This is a genomic window from Streptomyces sp. NBC_00316, assembly GCF_036158715.1.
In the GTDB taxonomy this organism is placed as follows: domain Bacteria; phylum Actinomycetota; class Actinomycetes; order Streptomycetales; family Streptomycetaceae; genus Streptomyces.
Window position 1 is genome coordinate 423,461 of the sequence record NZ_CP108024.1, and the last position, 18,257, is coordinate 441,717.

Sequence of the window (18,257 nt, forward strand, 5' to 3'; positions counted from 1 at the left end):
CTCGCCGAGCAGGAAGTCGGCGAGGGCGAGTGTGGTCGGGTGGTCGAAGGCGAGCGTCGAGGGGAGTTTGAGGCCGGTCTCGGCGGTGAGGGCGTTGCGCAGTTCGACGGCGGTCAGGGAGTCGAAGCCCAGGTCGCGGAACGCCTTCGACACCTCCACGGACGCCGAGTCCGCGAACCCCAGCACTGCCGCGACCTGCCCGCGCACCACATCCATCACCATCGATCGCCGAGCCACCCCCGACACCCCGGCCAGACGCTCTCTCAACCCCCCGGCACCAGCGGCCGGACGATCCGCCACCCGCGGCGCGACCTCGTCCCACAGACGGTTCGCCCGCAACGCCGTCACGGACGTTACGAAGCGCTCCCAGTCCATGTCGGCCACAGCGAAGCAGCCTTCTGCGGAGCCCAGTGTGTCGAGGGCGGTGTCGGGGTCGAGTGGCCGTATGCCGCCGCGGCCCATCCGGGCCAGGACGGTGGCGTCATCCGCCATCCCGCCCTCGGCCCACGGACCCCACCCGATCGACGCACCCACCAACCCCTGGGATCGCCGGAACTCCACCAGCCCGTCCAGTGCCGCGTTCGCCGCCGCATACGCACCCTGCCCCGCACCACCCCACACACCCGCAGCCGACGAGAACAACACAAACGCATCCAACTCACGCCCCAGCGAAGCATGGTGAAGATTCCACGCACCCCCCGCCTTCGCCCCCCAGACTCCAGCGAGCCGGTCAGCGGTCAGCCCATCAACCACACCGTCATCCAAAACCCCGGCCGTATGCACCACAGCCGACACCTCAAACCGAGCGAAGAGCGCCTCCACCTCCTCCCGCACCGCCACATCACACGCCACCACATCCACCACAGCACCCAACGACCGCAAACCGGCCACCAACTGCTCCGCACCCTCCGCCTCCATGCCACGCCGGCTCACCAGCACGACACGCTCAGCACCCCGCTCCACCACCCAACGCGCCACCCGCGCACCCAACACACCCGTACCACCCGTGACCAACACCGTCCCCGACGGCAACCACTCCCCACCCCCCGACCGAGCAGGGCCAAGGCGACGGCCCAGCACCGCCCCACCACGCACCGCAACCTCGTCCTCATCCCCAAAACCACCGGCCAGCACCTCCATCAACCGGGCAACGGCACCACCCACAGGCCGCTCCGGGACATCAACCAGACCGCCCCACCGCCCCGGCTCCTCCAGAGCAACCACCCGACCCAGACCCCACACACCAGCCCGCACCGGATGCGAAACTTCATCCCCCACCCCCGCCGAGACCGCACCCGACGTCACCGACCACAGCGGACAACCAACCTCCGCATCACCAAGCGCCTGCACCAGAACAGCCGACGCCGCAACACCCCGAGACTCCGACTCGTCCTGACCCAGGAACGACACCACCCGCCCACAACCGGCGAACTCCACGAGCCGAGCCGCCAAAGCGACCCGGTCCAGATCCGCAGGCTCCAACCGCAGCCGCGCTACCTCCGCACCCCGCGCCGTCAACTCCTCCGCGAGCGCACCCGCCCACACATCCTCAACACCCGCCGACTCAACAATCAGCCAGCCACCCGACACATCAACACCACCACCGACAGACCCCAGCGGCGCCCACGACACCTCATAACGCAGCTTGTCGGCCACCTCACGCTCACGACGCCGACGCTGCCACGCCGAGAACGCCGGCAACGTCTCCCGCAACGGCGCCTCAACATCCACACCGAACTCCGCCGCGAACAACTCACCATCACCACGCTCCACCGCATCCCAGAACACGGCATCACCGACCGAAGCCACCACCGGCTCCCGCCGCACACCCGGCCAAAAACGCTGACGCTGGAAGGCATAAGTAGGCAGGTCGACAGTGCGGGCACCGACCGGTGCGTAGAACGCCGTCCAGTCGACGTCGGCTCCGTCCGCCCACAGGCGGGCCAGCGCCGTGACGGCGGTTGCGGGCTCGGGCTGCTTGCGGTTCAGCGCCGCTACGGCGAGCGCGTCCTCATCGGTCTCACCGATCGCCGCTACGAGACCGGCGTCCGGGCCCAGCTCCAGGAAGCGGGTGACGCTAAGGGACTTGAGGTGGGTGATGGCGTCGGCGAAGCGGACCGTACCGCGTACCTGGTCGGTCCAGTACGACGCGGTGAACTCGGTGACCGGCTCACCTGTGAGCGTGGAGACGATCGGGATGCGGGGACTGTCGAACGTCAACTCGCTTGCAGCAGCCGCGAATGCGTCCAGCATCGGGTCCATCAGCGCCGAGTGGAAGGCGTGGCTGACCTCCAGCCAGCGTCCCTGACGATCGGGCAGACGGCTCGCTACAGCCTCGACCGCTTCGCGGGTACCCGACAGCACGACCTGGCCGGGAGCGTTCACCGCCGCCACCGACACACCCTCGACCAACAACGGCGTGACCTCGTCAAGCGTGGCCCGTACCGCCCACATCGCACCGCCGGCGGGCAGCGCCTGCATCAACCCGGCACGCGCCGACACCAGCCGGCACGCGTCGGCGAGCGAGAAGACCCCGGCAACGTGCGCGGCGGCCAGCTCACCCACCGAGTGGCCGACGAGGTAATCGGGGCGCACACCCCACGACTCCACCAGCCGGAACAACGCCACCTCAACAGCGAACAACGCAGGCTGCGCCCACCCCGTCCGGCCCAACGCCTCTGCATCGGTGAACATCACCTCGCGCAATCCGTCGAAGTGACCGCATATCTCATCCAGGGCAGTGGCGAAGACCGGGAACGCATCCGCCAGCTCCCGGCCCATGCCCAGACGCTGACCACCCTGCCCCGAGAACACGAACCCGGTCAGGCCGTCCCGGGCCACCACGGGCACCACCGCCTCACCCAGCCGCGCACGCAGCTCATCGGTGCCTGCACCCAGGACGACAGCCCGGTGCTCCAGTGCCGCCCGGGTCGTCGCCAGCGACAACCCGACATCGACCGCGCCCAGACCATCCACCCCGGAAGCCAGCCGCCGCACCTGCCCCGCGACACCGGCCGCCGTCTTCGACGACACCACCCACGGCACCACCGGCAGCACAACATCCGAAGCTACCACCGGCACCTCCTGAGCGGGCGGCGCCTCCTCGATGATCACGTGTGCGTTCGTACCGCTGACCCCGAACGCGGACACTCCCGCCCGCCGCGGCCGGTCACCCGGTGCCCAGTCCCGCGCCCGGTCCAGCAGTTCCACGGCTCCGTCCGACCAGTCCACGTGCGAGGACGGAGTGCCGACGTGCAAGGACCGGGGCAGCGTCTCGTGCCGCATCGCCAGGATCATCTTCATGACACCGGCGACACCCGCCGCCGCCTGCGTGTGCCCGATGTTCGACTTGATCGAACCCAGCCACAACGGCTGCTCCGCAGGCCGGTCCTGGCCATAGGTGGCGATCAGCGCCTGCGCCTCGATCGGGTCACCCAGCTTGGTGCCCGTACCGTGCGCCTCGACCGCGTCGACCTCAGCAGCCGTCAGACCGGAGCTGGCCAGCGCCTGCCGGATCACCCGCTGCTGCGACGGACCGTTCGGCGCCGTCAGACCGTTCGACGCACCGTCCTGGTTCACCGCACTGCCGCGCACCACCGCCAGGACCTGATGCCCGTTGCGACGCGCGTCCGACAACCGCTCCAGCACCAGGACACCCACACCCTCGCCCCAGCCCGTGCCATCCGCGTCGTCCGAGAACGCCTTGCACCGGCCGTCCCCGGCCAGACCACCCTGCCGCTCGAACTCGATGAACGCACCCGGCGTCGACATCACCGTCACACCACCGGCCAACGCAAGATCACACTCACCCGACCGCAACGACTGCGCCGCCAGATGCAGAGCCACCAACGACGACGAACACGCCGTGTCCACCGTCACCGCCGGGCCCTCGAGCCCCAGCGCATACGAGACCCGCCCCGACAACACACTGCCCGAACTGCCCGTCCCGCCGTATCCGTCTCCCGACTCACCGGCCAGGGCGAGCAGTGCCGGATAGTCCTGCCCGTTCGTCCCGGCAAAGACCCCCACCGGAAGTCCACGCAACGACAGCGGAGCCACACCCGACCGCTCCAGCGACTCCCACACGACCTCAAGCAGCAACCGCTGCTGCGGATCCATCGCCAACGCCTCACGCGGCGCGATCCCGAACAGACCAGCATCGAAATCCGCCACGCCCTCGACGAACCCACCGACGGGCGCAAAGCCTTGTCCCGCGCCACCGTTCAGCTCCCAGCCTCGGTCGGCGGGGAAGCCGCCCAGGGCGTCGGTGCCCTCGGCGAGCAGCCGCCAGAGTTCCTCCGGCGAGTCCGCCCCACCAGGGAAGCGGCAGCCCATACCCACCACGACCACCGGATCGTCACCTGTGGACTGGTGCGCCGGCAGCACGCCCGGTGCCGCGGCCTCCTCCTCCGCACCGAACAGCTCTGTCACCACGAAGTTGGCCAGCGCCTCGACCGACGGGTAGTCGAAGACAACCGTCGAGGGGAGTTTGAGGCCGGTCTCGGCGGTGAGGGCGTTGCGCAGTTCGACGGCGGTCAGGGAGTCGAAGCCCAGGTCGCGGAACGCCTTCGACACGTCCACGGCCGCCGAGTCCGCGAACCCCAGCACTGCCGCGACCTGCCCGCGCACGACATCCATCACCATCGATCGCCGAGCCACCCCCGACACCCCGGCCAGACGCTCTCTCAACCCCCCGGCACCAGCGGCCGGACGATCCGCCACCCGCGGCGCGACCTCGTCCCACAGACGGTTCGCCCGCAACGCGGTCATCCCGGGAACGAAGCGCTCCCAGTCCACATCAGCAACCGTCACACAACCCGACGCCGAACCCAATACGTCGAGGGCGGTGTCGGGGTCGAGTGGCCGTACACCGCCGCGGCCCATCCGGGCCAGGACGGTGGCGTCATCCGCCATCCCGCCCTCGGCCCACGGACCCCACCCGATCGACGCACCCACCAACCCCTGGGATCGCCGGAACTCCACCAGCCCGTCCAGTGCCGCGTTCGCCGCCGCATACGCACCCTGCCCCGCACCACCCCACACACCCGCAGCCGACGAGAACAACACAAACGCATCCAACTCACGCCCCAGCGAAGCATGGTGAAGATTCCACGCACCCCCCGCCTTCGCCCCCCACACCCCAGCCAACCGACCAGCCGTCAACCCATCAACCACACCGTCATCCAAAACCCCGGCCGTATGCACCACAGCCGACACCTCAAACCGAGCGAAGAGCGCCTCCACCTCCTCCCGCACCGCCACATCACACGCCACCACATCCACCACAGCACCCAACGACCGCAAACCGGCCACCAACTGCTCCGCACCCTCCGCCTCCATGCCACGCCGGCTCACCAGCACGACACGCTCAGCACCCCGCTCCACCACCCAACGCGCCACCCGCGCACCCAACACACCCGTACCACCCGTGACCAACACCGTCCCCGACGGCAACCACTCCCCACCCCCCGACCGAGCAGGGCCAAGGCGACGGCCCAGCACCGCCCCACCACGCACCGCAACCTCGTCCTCATCCCCAAAACCACCGGCCAGCACCTCCATCAACCGGGCAACGGCACCACCCACAGGCCGCTCCGGGACATCAACCAGACCGCCCCAACGCCCCGGCTCCTCCAGAGCAACCACCCGACCCAAGCCCCACACACCAGCCCGCACCGGATGCGAAACTTCATCCCCCGCTCCTGCGGACACCGCACCCGACGTCACCGACCACAGCAGGGAACCGACCTCGGCATCACCGAGCGCCTGCACCAAAACAGCCGACGCCGCAACACCCCGAGACTCCGACTCGTCCTGACCCAGGAACGACACCACCCGCCCATGACCGGCGAACTCTCCAAGGCGAGCCGCCAGAGCCGCCCGGTCCAGATCCGCCGCACCCAACCTCAGCCGGGTAACCTCCCCACCCCGCCCTACCAACTCCTCCGCGAGCGCTCCCGCCCACACATCCTCAACACCCGCCGACTCAACAATCAGCCAGCCACCCGACACATCAACACCAGCAGAACCAACAGACCCCAACGGCGCCCACGACACCTCGTAGCTCAGGCCGTCTCCGGGCTCCCGTTCCTGCCGTTGGGCCTTGGCGCCTTCGGGGTTCTGCATCCAGTAGCGGTCCCGGGCGAAGGGATAGGTCGGCAGGTCGGTGGGCTGTGCGTCCGTGGCGTCGTAGAAGTTCTGCCAGTCGACCGGGTGGCCGTCGGTCCACAGCTGTGCCAGGGCGCGCACCGATGTGCCCGGTTCGGGCAGGTCCCTACGCAGTGTCGCCACGGGGAGGACGTCGCCGTCGCACGTCTCGTCGATGGCACCGATCAGCGTGGCGTCCGGGCCCAGCTCCAGGAACCGGGTGACGCCGAGGGACTTCAGGTGGGTGATGGCGTCGGCGAAACGGACCGCACCCCGGACCTGATCCACCCAGTACGACGAAGTGAACTCGGTGACCGGCTCACCCGTCAGCGTGGAGACGATCGGAATGCGAGGACTGTCGTACCTCACCTCACCCGCAGCAGCCACGAATGCATCCAGCATCGGGTCCATCAGGACCGAGTGGAAAGCGTGACTGACCTCCAGCCAACGCCCCTGACGGCCCTCGAAAACAGACCCCGAGGCCACCGCCTCGACCGCTTCGCGGGTACCCGACAGCACGACCTGACCGGGAGCGTTCACCGCCGCCACGGAGACGTCAGCGGAAAGGAGCGGAGTGACCTCCTCCACGGTGGCCCGCACCGCCCACATCGCACCGCCGGCAGGCAGCGCCTGCATCAACCCGGCACGAGCAGCGACCAGCCGGCACGCATCGGCGAGCGGGAAGACCCCGGCGACGTGCGCGGCAGCCAGCTCACCCACCGAATGACCCACCAGGTAATCCGGGCGCACCCCCCACGACTCAAGCAGCCGGAACAACGCCACCTCGACCGCGAACAACGCAGGCTGCGCCCACCCCGTGGACTTCAACGCCTCCGCATCGGCGAACATCACCTCACGCAGCGACCGGTCCAGCAACCCGTCGAAGTGCGCGCACACCTCATCCAGGGCAGTTGCAAACACCGGGAAGGCATCCGCCAGCTCCCGGCCCATACCCAGACGCTGACCACCCTGCCCCGAGAACACGAACGCCAGCCGCCTCCGGCCTCTTCCGCCGCCGCTCCGGCCCGCAGCCGTGCCCTGGACCACGCGGCCGGCAGTTCCGCCGCCGGTGGCGAGTGCGGCCAGGTCTGTCAGGGCCGATTCCGCGTCGGGGGCCAGGACCACGGCCCGGTGTTCGAACGCGGCGCGGCCCGTGGCCAGGGTGTGGCCGATGTCCTGAGGGCGGGTGTGCGGGTGTGTGGTCAGGGACGCGTGGAGCCGGGCCGCGAGTTCGGGAAGCGCCTCCGGCCGGCGGGTGGACAGCGGCCAGGGCATCACCGGCGGCCGCACCGTGTCCGCGGGCTGTCGATCCGCCGGGAGGGGCGCCTCTTCCACGATGACGTGGGCGTTCGTACCGCTGATACCGAAGGACGAGATCCCCGCCCGGCGCGGACGTTCGCCGCGCGGCCAGTCCCTGGCCTCCGACAGCAGTTCCACCGCGCCCGTCGACCAGTCCACGTGGGTCGAGGGCTTGTCCGCGTACAGCGTCTTCGGCAGCGCCTCGTTACGCATCGCGAGCACCATCTTCATGACGCCCGCGACACCGGCCGCCGCCTGCGTGTGCCCGATGTTCGACTTCACCGAACCCAGCCACAACGGCTGCTCCGGCGTACGGTCCTGGCCATAGGTGGCCAGGAGCGCCTGCGCCTCGATCGGATCACCCAGCTTGGTACCCGTACCGTGCGCCTCCACCGCGTCCACATCCGCCGACGACAGGCGGGCATTCGCCAGCGCAGCCCGGATGACCTGCTGTTGGGACGGGCCGTTCGGCACGGTCAGGCCGTTGGACGCGCCGTCCTGGTTGACGGCCGTGCCGCGCACCACCGCCAGGACGCGGTGCCCGTCGCGGATCGCGTCGGAGAGGCGGCCGAGGACCAGCAGGCCGGCGCCCTCGGACCAGCCGGTGCCGTCGGCGTCGTCGGAGAACGCCTTGCAGCGGCCGTCGGTCGCCAGGCCCTGCTGGCGGCTGAACTCGAGGAACATGCCGGGCGTCGACATCACGGTGACGCCTCCGACGAGGGCGAGGGAGCATTCGCCGGAGCGCAGCGACTGGACGGCCATGTGGAGCGCCACCAGGGAGGAGGAGCAGGCCGTGTCGACGGTGACGGCAGGGCCCTTGAGGCCGAGGGTGTAGGCGATGCGGCCGGAGGCGACGGCCATGGAGTTGCCGGTGAGGAGATAGCCCTCGACGCCTTGTGGGAGTTCGGTCAGATGGGATCCGTAGCCGGTGGAGGCTGCGCCGACGAAGACGCCGGTGTCGGTGTTCTTCAGGGTGGTGGGGTCGATGCCTGCGTGTTCGAAGGCCTCCCAGGAGGTCTGGAGCAGCATGCGCTGCTGCGGGTCCATGGCGAGGGCTTCGCGTGGGCTCAGGCCGAAGAAGGCGGGGTCGAACTCGGTGGCGTCGTAGGTGAAGCCGCCTTCGCGGGCGTGGCTGGTGCCGGACAGGCTCGAGTCGGGCCCGAAGAGGCGCTCCAGGTCCCAGTCGCGGTCGACGGGGAAGGTGGACATGCCGTCGCCGGCCCGGTCGAGGAGCTGCCACAGCTCCTGTGGTGAGCGGACGCCGCCGGGCAGCCGGCAGCCCATGCCGACGATGGCGATCGGCTCGGTGTTCGCGGCCTCGATCTCCCGCAGTCTGCGGTGTGCCTGGCGGAGGTCACCGGTGACCTTCTTGAGATAGTCGAGCAGTTTCTGCTGCTCGCCGTCGGCGCTGACAACCCGGTTCTCGCTCAAGACGTCCCACCAAATTCGCCGTCGATCAGTTTGAAGAGTTCGTCAGCCGTTGCCGACTCGAGTGCGTCGGCCTCGTCGTTGCCCGAAGGTTCGCCGGTCGCGGTCGCGGCAGCCCATTTCTCTGCCAGTGCCCGCAGGCGCCGCTGCACCGTGTCGTCCTCGGCCGGGCCTGAACCGGCCAGCCTGTCCAGGGTCTGTTCCAGCCGTTCGATCTCGTCGAGGGCCGTGTGACCGCCCGGTGCCGGGTGCGGTGCCCCGGCGGTGTCGTCATCCGGTGCGCCGTCGGGGACGAGTTCGGCCAGTAGGTAGTCCACAAGCGCGGCCGGTGTCGGGTAGTCGAAGACCAGCGTCGCGGGGAGCCGGGTGCCGGTCATGATGCCCATCCGGTTGCGCAGTTCGATGGCCGTGAGGGAGTCGAAGCCCAGGAAGGCCTCTTCCGGTTCGATGTCCTGGGCCGAGCCGTGTCCGAGGACCGCGGCCGCCTGTCCGCAGACCAGGTCGAGCAGATGGTCGGCCCGGTCGGCGGCGGGCAGGGCGCGCAGCCGGCCCGCGAGTGCGGCGGCCGGTTCCGCGACGGCCGCGGTGGCGGCTTGCGTACGCCGTGGTGCGGCGCTGCCCGCAAGGTGACGCAGCATCGGTGGTACGGGTCCGGCGGTGAGCGCCTGCGGCGAGGTGTCCAGTCGCATCGGAAGCAGGGCGGCCTCGTCGGCGGACAGGGCGAAGTCGAGCAGGCCGAGTCCCGCTTGTGCGTCGAGCGGCCGGAGCCCGGCCTTTTCCATCCGGGCGATGTCGGTGTCGGTGAGGTGTCCGGTCATGCCACGGTCGGCTATCCACGGGCCCCAGGCCAGCGACACTGCGGGGACACCTCGGTGGCGTGCCCAGCGGGCGAATTCGTCGAGGAAGGCGTTCGCGGCCGCGTAATTGGCCTGGCCGGCACCGCCCAGGGTGCCGGCAGCACCCGAGAAGAGGACGAATGCCGCGAGGTCGGCGTCCTTCGTCAGTGCGTACAGGTTCAGGGCCGCGTCCGCCTTCGGCCGCAGAGTGGTGTCCAGGCGCTCGGGGGTGAGGAAGGGGATGACCCCGTCGTCGACCACCCCGGCGACGTGCACGACCGCGGTGAGCGGGTGTGCCGCCTCGACAGTGGCGAGGGTGCGGGCCAGCGCGGCCCGGTCGGCCGCGTCGCACGCCTCGATCCGTACGCGGGCGCCGAGCTCCTCGAGTTCGGCGATGAGCTCGGCAGCGCCCTCGGCCTGCGGTCCGCTGCGGCTGGTGAGCAGCAGGTGGCGGGCGCCGTACCGTTCGACGAGGTGGCGGGCCACGTAGTGGCCGAGGCCTCCGGTGCCGCCGGTGACCAGCACGGTGCCGTCCGGGTCGGGGCGCCTGGGCAGGGTGAGTACCACCTTGCCGATGTGCCGGGCCTGGCTGACGTGCCGGTACGCCTCCGGTGCCCGGCGCACGTCCCAGGCGGTCAGCGGCAGCGGGCGCAGAGCTCCCGCTTCGATGAGGCGCAGCACCTCGGTGAGCATCTCGCCGATGCGTTCGGGTCCGGCCTCGATGAGGTCGAAGGCCGCGTAGGTCACACCGGGGTGTGCCTCGGTGATGCTTTCGGGGGTGCGGATGTCGGTCTTGCCCATCTCGAGGAACCTGCCGCCTCCGGTGAGCAGCCGCAGTGAGGCGTCCACGTATTCGCGGGCCAGCGAGTTCAGTACGACGTCGATGCCGGCCGCCCTCGCCGTCGTGCGGAAGTGCTCCTCGAAGTGCAGGTCTCGGGAGGAGGCGAGGTGGGCGTCGTCGATGCCGAGGGAGCGCAGGGTGTCGTGTTTGCCCTGGCCGGCGGTGCCGTACACCTCGGCCCCGAGGTGCCGGGCGAGCTGGGCGGCGGCCATGCCGACGCCGCCGGCGGCGGCGTGCACGAGGACCGACTCACCGGGCTTGAGCCCTGCCAGGTCGACCAGTGCGTAGTAGGCGGTCAGGAAGACCACCGGCACGGACGCGGCCTGTTCGAAGGACCAGCCCTCGGGCATCGGGGCGATCATCCTCCGGTCGGCGACCGCGACCGGCCCGAACGCCTTGCCGAACATGCCGAGGACGCGGTCGCCCGGTGCGAACCCGGTGACGTCCGGCCCCACTTCGGTGATCACGCCGGCGCCCTCGACGCCCATCGGGCCGGGTTCTCCGGGATACATGTCGAGTGCGTTCAGTACGTCCCTGAAGTTGAGTCCGGCGGCCCGTACGGCCACCCGGACCTGATCCGGGCCGAGCGGTTCCAGCAGCTCGGGGTCGGCGGTGAGGGTGAGGTTCGCCAGGCTGCCGCGGCCGGTGCTGTCCAGCCGCCATGCCTCGGTGTCTGCCGGGGGCAGCAGGGTGTCGTCCGGGGCGGGGCGCACGAGCCGTGCGGCGCGTATCTCGCCGTCGCGGACGACGACCTGGGACTCGTCGGATTCGAGGAGCGCGGCGAACAGGCCGGCCGACGTCCCGGCGGACGGCTTGTTCTCGTCGAGGTCCACGAGCACGAACCGGCCGGGGTCCTCCGACTGTGCCGAGCGGACGAGGCCCCACACAGCGGCGGCCGCCGGATCGCCCGGTCCTTCGGGGTCGCCCGCCGCGATGGCGCCGCGGGTGACGAGGACGAGCCGTGCGGACGCGAACCGGCTGTCCGCGAGCCAGCGCTGGAGCAGGGCGAGGACGCGGACGGTCAGGGCCCGGGTGCCGGCCGCGATCGTGTCGGTGGTGTCCTCGCCGGACGGGTGCGCTGTCGCGCCCGGGCACGGCACGAACACCACGTCGGGAAGCGGCCCGTCGGCGTCCAGCGCGTCCAGGCCGGGGACGAGGCGCGCCGCCAGTGCCTCCGCGAGCCCCGTTTCGTCGAGCCCTGTCTCCTCGTCACCGAGGACCGCCCACGGCCGGCCGGCGGCCGGGCTGTCGCCGGACACCGGCATGGCCACCGGCATCCAGTCGAGCCGGAAGATGTCCTGCGGATAGGCCGTCGTGCGCGAGGAGGCGTGCAGTTGCGCCGCCGATACCTGCCGCATCGCCAGGGATTCCACGTGGGCGACCGGCTGTCCCGTGCCGTCCGCGATGGCCAGGGTCAGCGCGTCGGGCCCGGCCTGCCTCAGCCGTACGCGCAGGCTCGACGCGCCGTAGGCGTACAGGGAGACCCCGGACCAGGAGAACGGCAGTCTGCTCCGGCCGCTGCCGTCGAGTGCGACGAAGGTCAGCGCCTGCAGCGCCGCGTCGAGCAGCGGCGGGTGCAGTCCGTAGGCGGCGGCCTCGGCGGCGTGCGGCTCGTCCAGAGCCACTTCGGCGAACACCTCGCCCCCGGCGCGCCAGGCCCGGCGGAGCCCCCGGAACGAGGGGCCGTAGGCGAATCCGCCCTGCCGGTACATCTCGTAGAAGTCGGACACGTCGATGGTCTCGGCGCCGGGCGGCGGCCAGGAGGAGAGATCGTACGTCGCTTCCGGCCGGCCGCCGCCGAGGAGTCCCGTGGCGTGCAGCGTCCACGGGGCGTCGGCCGCCGCGTCGTCGGGCCGCGCGTGCAGCTTCAGCGGACGCAGGCCGGTCGCGTCGGGGGCACCGACCTGGAGCTGCAGCTGTACCGTGCCGTCGGCAGGCAGCACCAGCGGGGCCGCCAGCGTCAGTTCCTCCACCCGGTCGCAGCCGACCTCGTCGGCTGCCCGCATCGCCAGTTCCAGGAAACCGGTGCCGGGGAAGAGGGTCGTGCCCATCACCTCGTGGTCGGCGAGCCACGGCAGATCCCGTACGCCGATCCGTGCGGTGAACAACCGCCCGTCGTCCCCGGCCAGCGCCACGGCAGCGCCGAGCAGCGGGTGCCCGGCATCGGCGAGCCCGGCCGCGGACACATCACCAGGCCTCGACACCGGCGCCTGCGGCCAGTAGCGCTGGTGCTGGAAGGCGTAGGTGGGCAGGTCGACGGTGCGGGCGCCGGTCGGTGCGTAGAACGCCGTCCAGTCGACGTCGGCGCCGTCCGCCCACAGGCGGGCCAGCGCCGTGACGGCGGTTGCGGGCTCGGACTGCTTACGGTTCAGCGCTGCTACGGCGAGGGCTTCGCCGTCGTACGTCTCGTCGACGGCACCGATCAGCGTGGCGTCCGGGCCCAGCTCCAGGAACCGGGTGACACCCAGGGACTTGAGGTGGGTGATGGCGTCGGCGAAGCGGACCGTACCGCGCACCTGGTCGGTCCAGTACGACGCGGTGAACTCGGTGACAGGCTCACCCGTGAGCGTGGAAATGATCGGAATGCGAGGACTGTCGTACGTCAACTCGCTTGCAGCATTGGTGAATTGGGGCAGCATCGGGTCCATCAGCGCCGAGTGGAAGGCGTGGCTGACCTCCAGCCGGCGTCCCTGGCGGCCGGTGAGCTGGGCGGCCACCGTCTCGACCGCCTCACGGGTGCCCGACAGGACGACCTGACCGGGAGCGTTCACCGCCGCCACGGACACACCCTCGGCCTCGACCAGCAGCGGAGTGACCTCCTCCACGGTGGCTCGTACCGCCCACATCGCACCGCCGGCAGGCAGCGCCTGCATCAGCCCGGCACGAGCAGCGACCAGCCGGCACGCATCGGCGAGCGGGAAGACCCCGGCGACGTGCGCGGCAGCCAGCTCACCCACCGAATGACCCACCAGGTAATCCGGGCGCACCCCCCACGACTCAAGCAGCCGGAACAACGCCACCTCGACCGCGAACAACGCAGGCTGCGCCCACCCCGTGGACTTCAACGCCTCCGCATCGGCGAACATCACCTCACGCAACGGCCGGTCCAGCAACCCGTCGAAGTGCGCGCACACCTCATCCAGGGCAGTTGCAAACACCGGGAAGGCATCCGCCAGCTCCCGGCCCATACCCAGACGCTGACCACCCTGCCCCGAGAACACGAACCCGGTGGAGCTTGTGCGGGCCCGGCCGGTGACGGTGTGCGGTGTGGGTTCACCGGCCGCCAGAGCCGTCAGTGCCGTCCGCAGTTCACCGGTGTCGGCGCCGAGGACGACAGCCCGGTGCTCCAGCGCCGCCCGGGTCGTCGCCAGCGACAAGCCGACATCGACCGCGTCCCGGTCGTCCACCCCGGCCGCCAGCCGCTCGGCCTGTGCGGACAGCGCGGTGCCCGTCTTCATGGACACCGGCCAGGGCACCATCGGCAGGGCGACGTCCGGGGTCGCCACCGGTGCCTGGGCGAGGGCGGGCGCCTCTTCGATGATCACGTGCGCGTTGGTGCCGCTGATGCCGAACGACGACACGCCGGCGCGCCTCGGCCGGTCGCCGCGCGGCCACGGACGGGCCTCGGACAGCAGTTCCACGGCGCCGGACGACCAGTCGACGTGCGTCGACGGCTCGCTGACGTGCAGGGTGCCTGGCAGTACCTCGTGCCGCATCGCCAGCACCATCTTGATCAGACCGGCCACACCGGCGGCGGCCTGGGTGTGGCCGATGTTCGACTTCACCGAACCCAGCCACAACGGACGGTCCGCGGGCCGGTCCTGGCCGTACGTGGCCAGCAGCGCCTGCGCCTCGATCGGGTCGCCGAGCGTCGTGCCGGTGCCGTGTGCCTCGACCGCGTCCACCTCGGCGGCCGACAGTCCGGCTGTGGCCAGTGCCTGCCGGATGACGCGCTGCTGGGAGGGACCGTTGGGGGCGGTGAGGCCGTTCGAGGCACCGTCCTGGTTGGTGGCGCTGCCGGTGACGAGGGCGAGCACCTGGTGGCCGTTGCGGCGGGCGTCCGAGAGCCGTTCGAGGACGAGGACGCCGACACCTTCGGCCCAGCCGGTGCCGTCGGCGTCGTCGGAGAACGCCTTGCACCGGCCGTCGACGGCGAGACCGTGCTGACGGCTGAAGCTCACGAACGGCGTGGGCGTGGAGATGAGCGTGACACCGCCGGCCAGGGCGAGGTCGCACTCGTCGCCGCGCAGCGCCTGCGACGCCAGATGCAGGGCGACGAGCGAGGAGGAGCAGGCCGTGTCCACGGTGACCGCCGGGCCTTCCAGGCCGAGGGTGTAGGCGACCCGGCCGGACAGGACGCTCGAGGCGTTGCCGGTCATGAAGTAGCCGTCCGCGCCCTGCGGGGACGCGATCAGCAGGCCGCCGTAGTCGGAGCCGTTGCTGCCGGCGAACATGCCGGTCCGGCTGCCGGCCAGGGACAGGGGGTCGATGCCCGCCCGCTCCGTGGCCTCCCACGCGGTCTCCAGAAGCAGCCGCTGCTGCGGGTCCATGGACAGGGCCTCACGCGGGTTGATGCCGAAGAGCGCGGCGTCGAACTCGCTGATGCCGCGGACGAATCCGCCGTGCCGGGTGTATGTCGTACCGGCCTTGTCGGGGTCGGGGTCGTAGACCGCTTCGATGTCCCAGCCGCGGTCGTCCGGGAAGTCGGAGATCGCGTCGACCCCCTCGGACAGCAGCCGCCAGAGCTCCTCCGGCGAGGAGACGCCGCCGGGCAGCCGGCAGCTCATGCCGACGATGGCGATCGGATCGTGGTCCTTGCCGCCACCGGTCGGGAGCGGGGTGGCGGGCGCCGGGGCGGCGACGCCGACGAGTTCCTGGCGCAGCAGGCGCGTGAGCGCGGTCGGGGTCGGATGGTCGAAGATCAGCGTGGCAGGCAGCCGCAACCCGGTGGCCGAGTTGAGCCGGTTGCGTAGTTCGATCGCCGTGAGCGAGTCGAAGCCGATGTCGGAGAACACGCGCGTGGGTTCCACGTCGGTCGGCGCGGCGAAGCCGAGCACCGCGGCGACGTGGCCGCGCACCAGGTCGAGCAGTTCGCGTTCCCGCTCGGCCTCGGTGAGCCCGGCCAGTCGGGCGGCGAGGGAGTCGGGGCTGCCCGCGGTGGCGTCGGCGCTCGCGGTCTCCAGGGCCCTGCGGGCTTCCGGAATTCCGTCGAGGAGTGTGCTGCGGCGGCTCGCCGTGAGGGCGGGCGCGTAGACGGCCCAGTCGATGGAGGCCACGGTGAGCGTGGCGTCCCCGTCACCGACCGCCTGCCGCAGTACGGCGACGGCGGAGTCGGGGGCCAGGGAGTGGACACCGCCCTTGCGCTGCCGGGCCTCGACGGCCGCGCTGTCCGCCATGCCGGCGTCGGACCAGGGGCCCCACGCGATCGAGGTGGCGGCGAGGCCGTCGGCCCGCCGGTGCTCGGCGAGGGCGTCGAGGACCGCGTTGGCGGCCGCGTAGTTCGCCTGCCCGGGGCCGCCCCAGATGCCGGCGGTGGAGGCGAACAGGACGAACGCGTCCAGTTCCAGGCCGAGTTCACGAGTGAGTTCGTCCAGAAGCAGCGCGGCATGCGCCTTGGGCGCCATGACCGCGGCGATGCGTTCGGGGCTGAGCGCGTCGAGGATGCCGTCCTCCAGGACACCGGCCGCGTGCACGACGGCCGTCAGCGGGGCCGCCTCGTCGGTGAGTCCGCCGAGGAGCACGGCAACCTGTTCGCGGTCGGCCATGTCGCAGGCCGCGAGGGTGACCCTGGCGCCGAGTGCCTCCAGTTCTTGGGCGAGGTCCGGCGCGCCGGGCGCGTCCACGCCGCGGCGGCTGGTCAGCACCAGGTGCTCGGCGCCGTTCCCGGCCGCCCAGCGGGCCATCCGGGCGCCCAGCGCGCCGGTGCCACCGGTGATCAGGACCGTGCCCGAGGGCGCCCACGTCCCGTCCGCGTCCGTCGCGTGCGGGGCGCGCACGAGCCGCCGTCCGAACAGGCCCGAGGCGCGCAGGGCGACCTGGTCCTCGTCGCCCGCGGCGATCGCGTTCAGCAGCCGCCGCGCGGACCGTGCGTCGGCTTCCTCCGGTACGTCGACCAGTCCGCCCCAGCGGTCCGGGTGCTCGAGCGCGGCGACCCGTCCGAGTCCCCACACCGCCGCCTGGCCGGGCCTGGTCACCGTGTCCCAGCGGGCGGCCGAGACCGCCCCGGAGGTCAACGACCAGAGCGGTGCGGCGATTCCGGCGTCCCCCAGTGCCTGCAGCAGTACGGCGGTCAGCCCCAGGCCCAGTGACAGTCCGGGAAGTCCGTCGGTGTCGCGCTCGTCCCAGGCCAGTAGTGACACGACTCCGGCGAGCTCGTCGTGGCCGGTGAGGCCGGTGAGCAGAGCGGCGAGTGCCGTCCTGTCCTGCGCGGTCTCGTCCAGCCGCAGTGGCCGGACGGTCGCGCCCCGGGCGGTCAGCTCCTCGGCGATCGTGTCCGCCCAGGTCCGTGCGGCGTCGCCGGTGCCATCGGTGTCATCGGACGTCACCACCAGCCAGTCGCCGATGAGCGGCTCCCCGTCCGCCGGGGTCAGCGGCGTCCAGTTGACCCGGTAGCGCCAGGAGTCTGTGGTGTCCTGCTCGCGCTGCTTGCGCCGCCAGTCGGCCAGGGCGGGCAGCAGCGGATCCAGTACCGCAGCCTCCGTTCCCAACGTCCCGGCCAACGCCTCCGCATCGGCCCGCTCCACCGCCGCCCAGAACTCCCGATCCGCCGCCGTACCCTCATCCGCGGATACAACTGTCTCGGTGTCGAACTCCGGCCAGTAGTGCTCGCGTTGGAAGGCGTAGGTGGGCAGGTCGACGAGGGCGGGACGGGTGTCGGGGAAGGCGGTCGTCCAGTCGACGTCCACACCACGGACCCACAGCTCGGCCGCACCGGTCAGGAACCGGTCCAGACCCCCGTCATCACGACGCAGCGACCCGGTGACCACACTCTCGTCGGCCATCTCCTCGATCGCAGCGCTCAGCACCGGATGGGAGGAGACCTCCACGAACACGCCGTACCCATCGGCCGCCAGCTTCTCGACCGCCTCCGCGAACCGCACCCGCGAACGCAGATTCGTCACCCAGTAACCGGCGTCCATCACCGAACCGTCGACGAATTCGCCCGTCACGGTCGACAGCAACGGAACCCTGCCGGCACGCGGAGCAATACCCGCGAGGCTCGTGGTCAGGCCGGCCTCGAGCACATCCATCGCGGGCGAGTGGGACGCGTAGTCCACCGCGATCCGCCGCGCACGCAACCCCAACTCAAGGCAACGAGCGACCGCCTCGTCAACCGAAGCGACCTCACCGGAGATCACCACCTGCGACGGTCCGTTCACCGCCGCGACCGACACCCGCTCTCCCCAGGCGGCAAGGATCTCCTCGACCTGGGCGACACCGGCGCCTACCGAGGCCATCGTGCCCGCACCACCCGCCAGCCCGGCAATCGCCTTACTCCGCAGACACACCACCCGCAGCGCATCCTCCAGAGACAACACCCCCGCCACGTACGCGGCCGCGATCTCACCCTGCGAATGCCCCACCACCGCCGCCGGCACCACACCGAACGAACGCCACACCGCAGCCAAACCCACCATCACGACAAAGGAAGCGGGCTGGACGACATCGACACGTTCCAGGGAAGGCGCATCCGGCGCCCCGCGCAG

Annotated in this window: 1 protein-coding gene and 1 pseudogene (1 of these 2 cut by a window edge); both read right to left on the reverse strand. The window is 71.2% G+C overall.

What is annotated here, in order from left to right:
* Positions 1-8,877: pseudogene (locus tag OG878_RS41025) on the reverse strand (type I polyketide synthase); the annotation flags it as partial.
* Positions 8,874-18,257: the 3' end of a type I polyketide synthase gene (locus OG878_RS41030; RefSeq protein WP_328891799.1), read on the reverse strand. Its footprint extends 14,691 nt past the window's final position; the window shows 9,384 of its 24,075 coding nt (coding positions 14,692-24,075); the start codon falls outside the window, past its right edge; its stop codon occupies positions 8,874-8,876. The pseudogene OG878_RS41025 and the gene OG878_RS41030, both read right to left, overlap by 4 nt.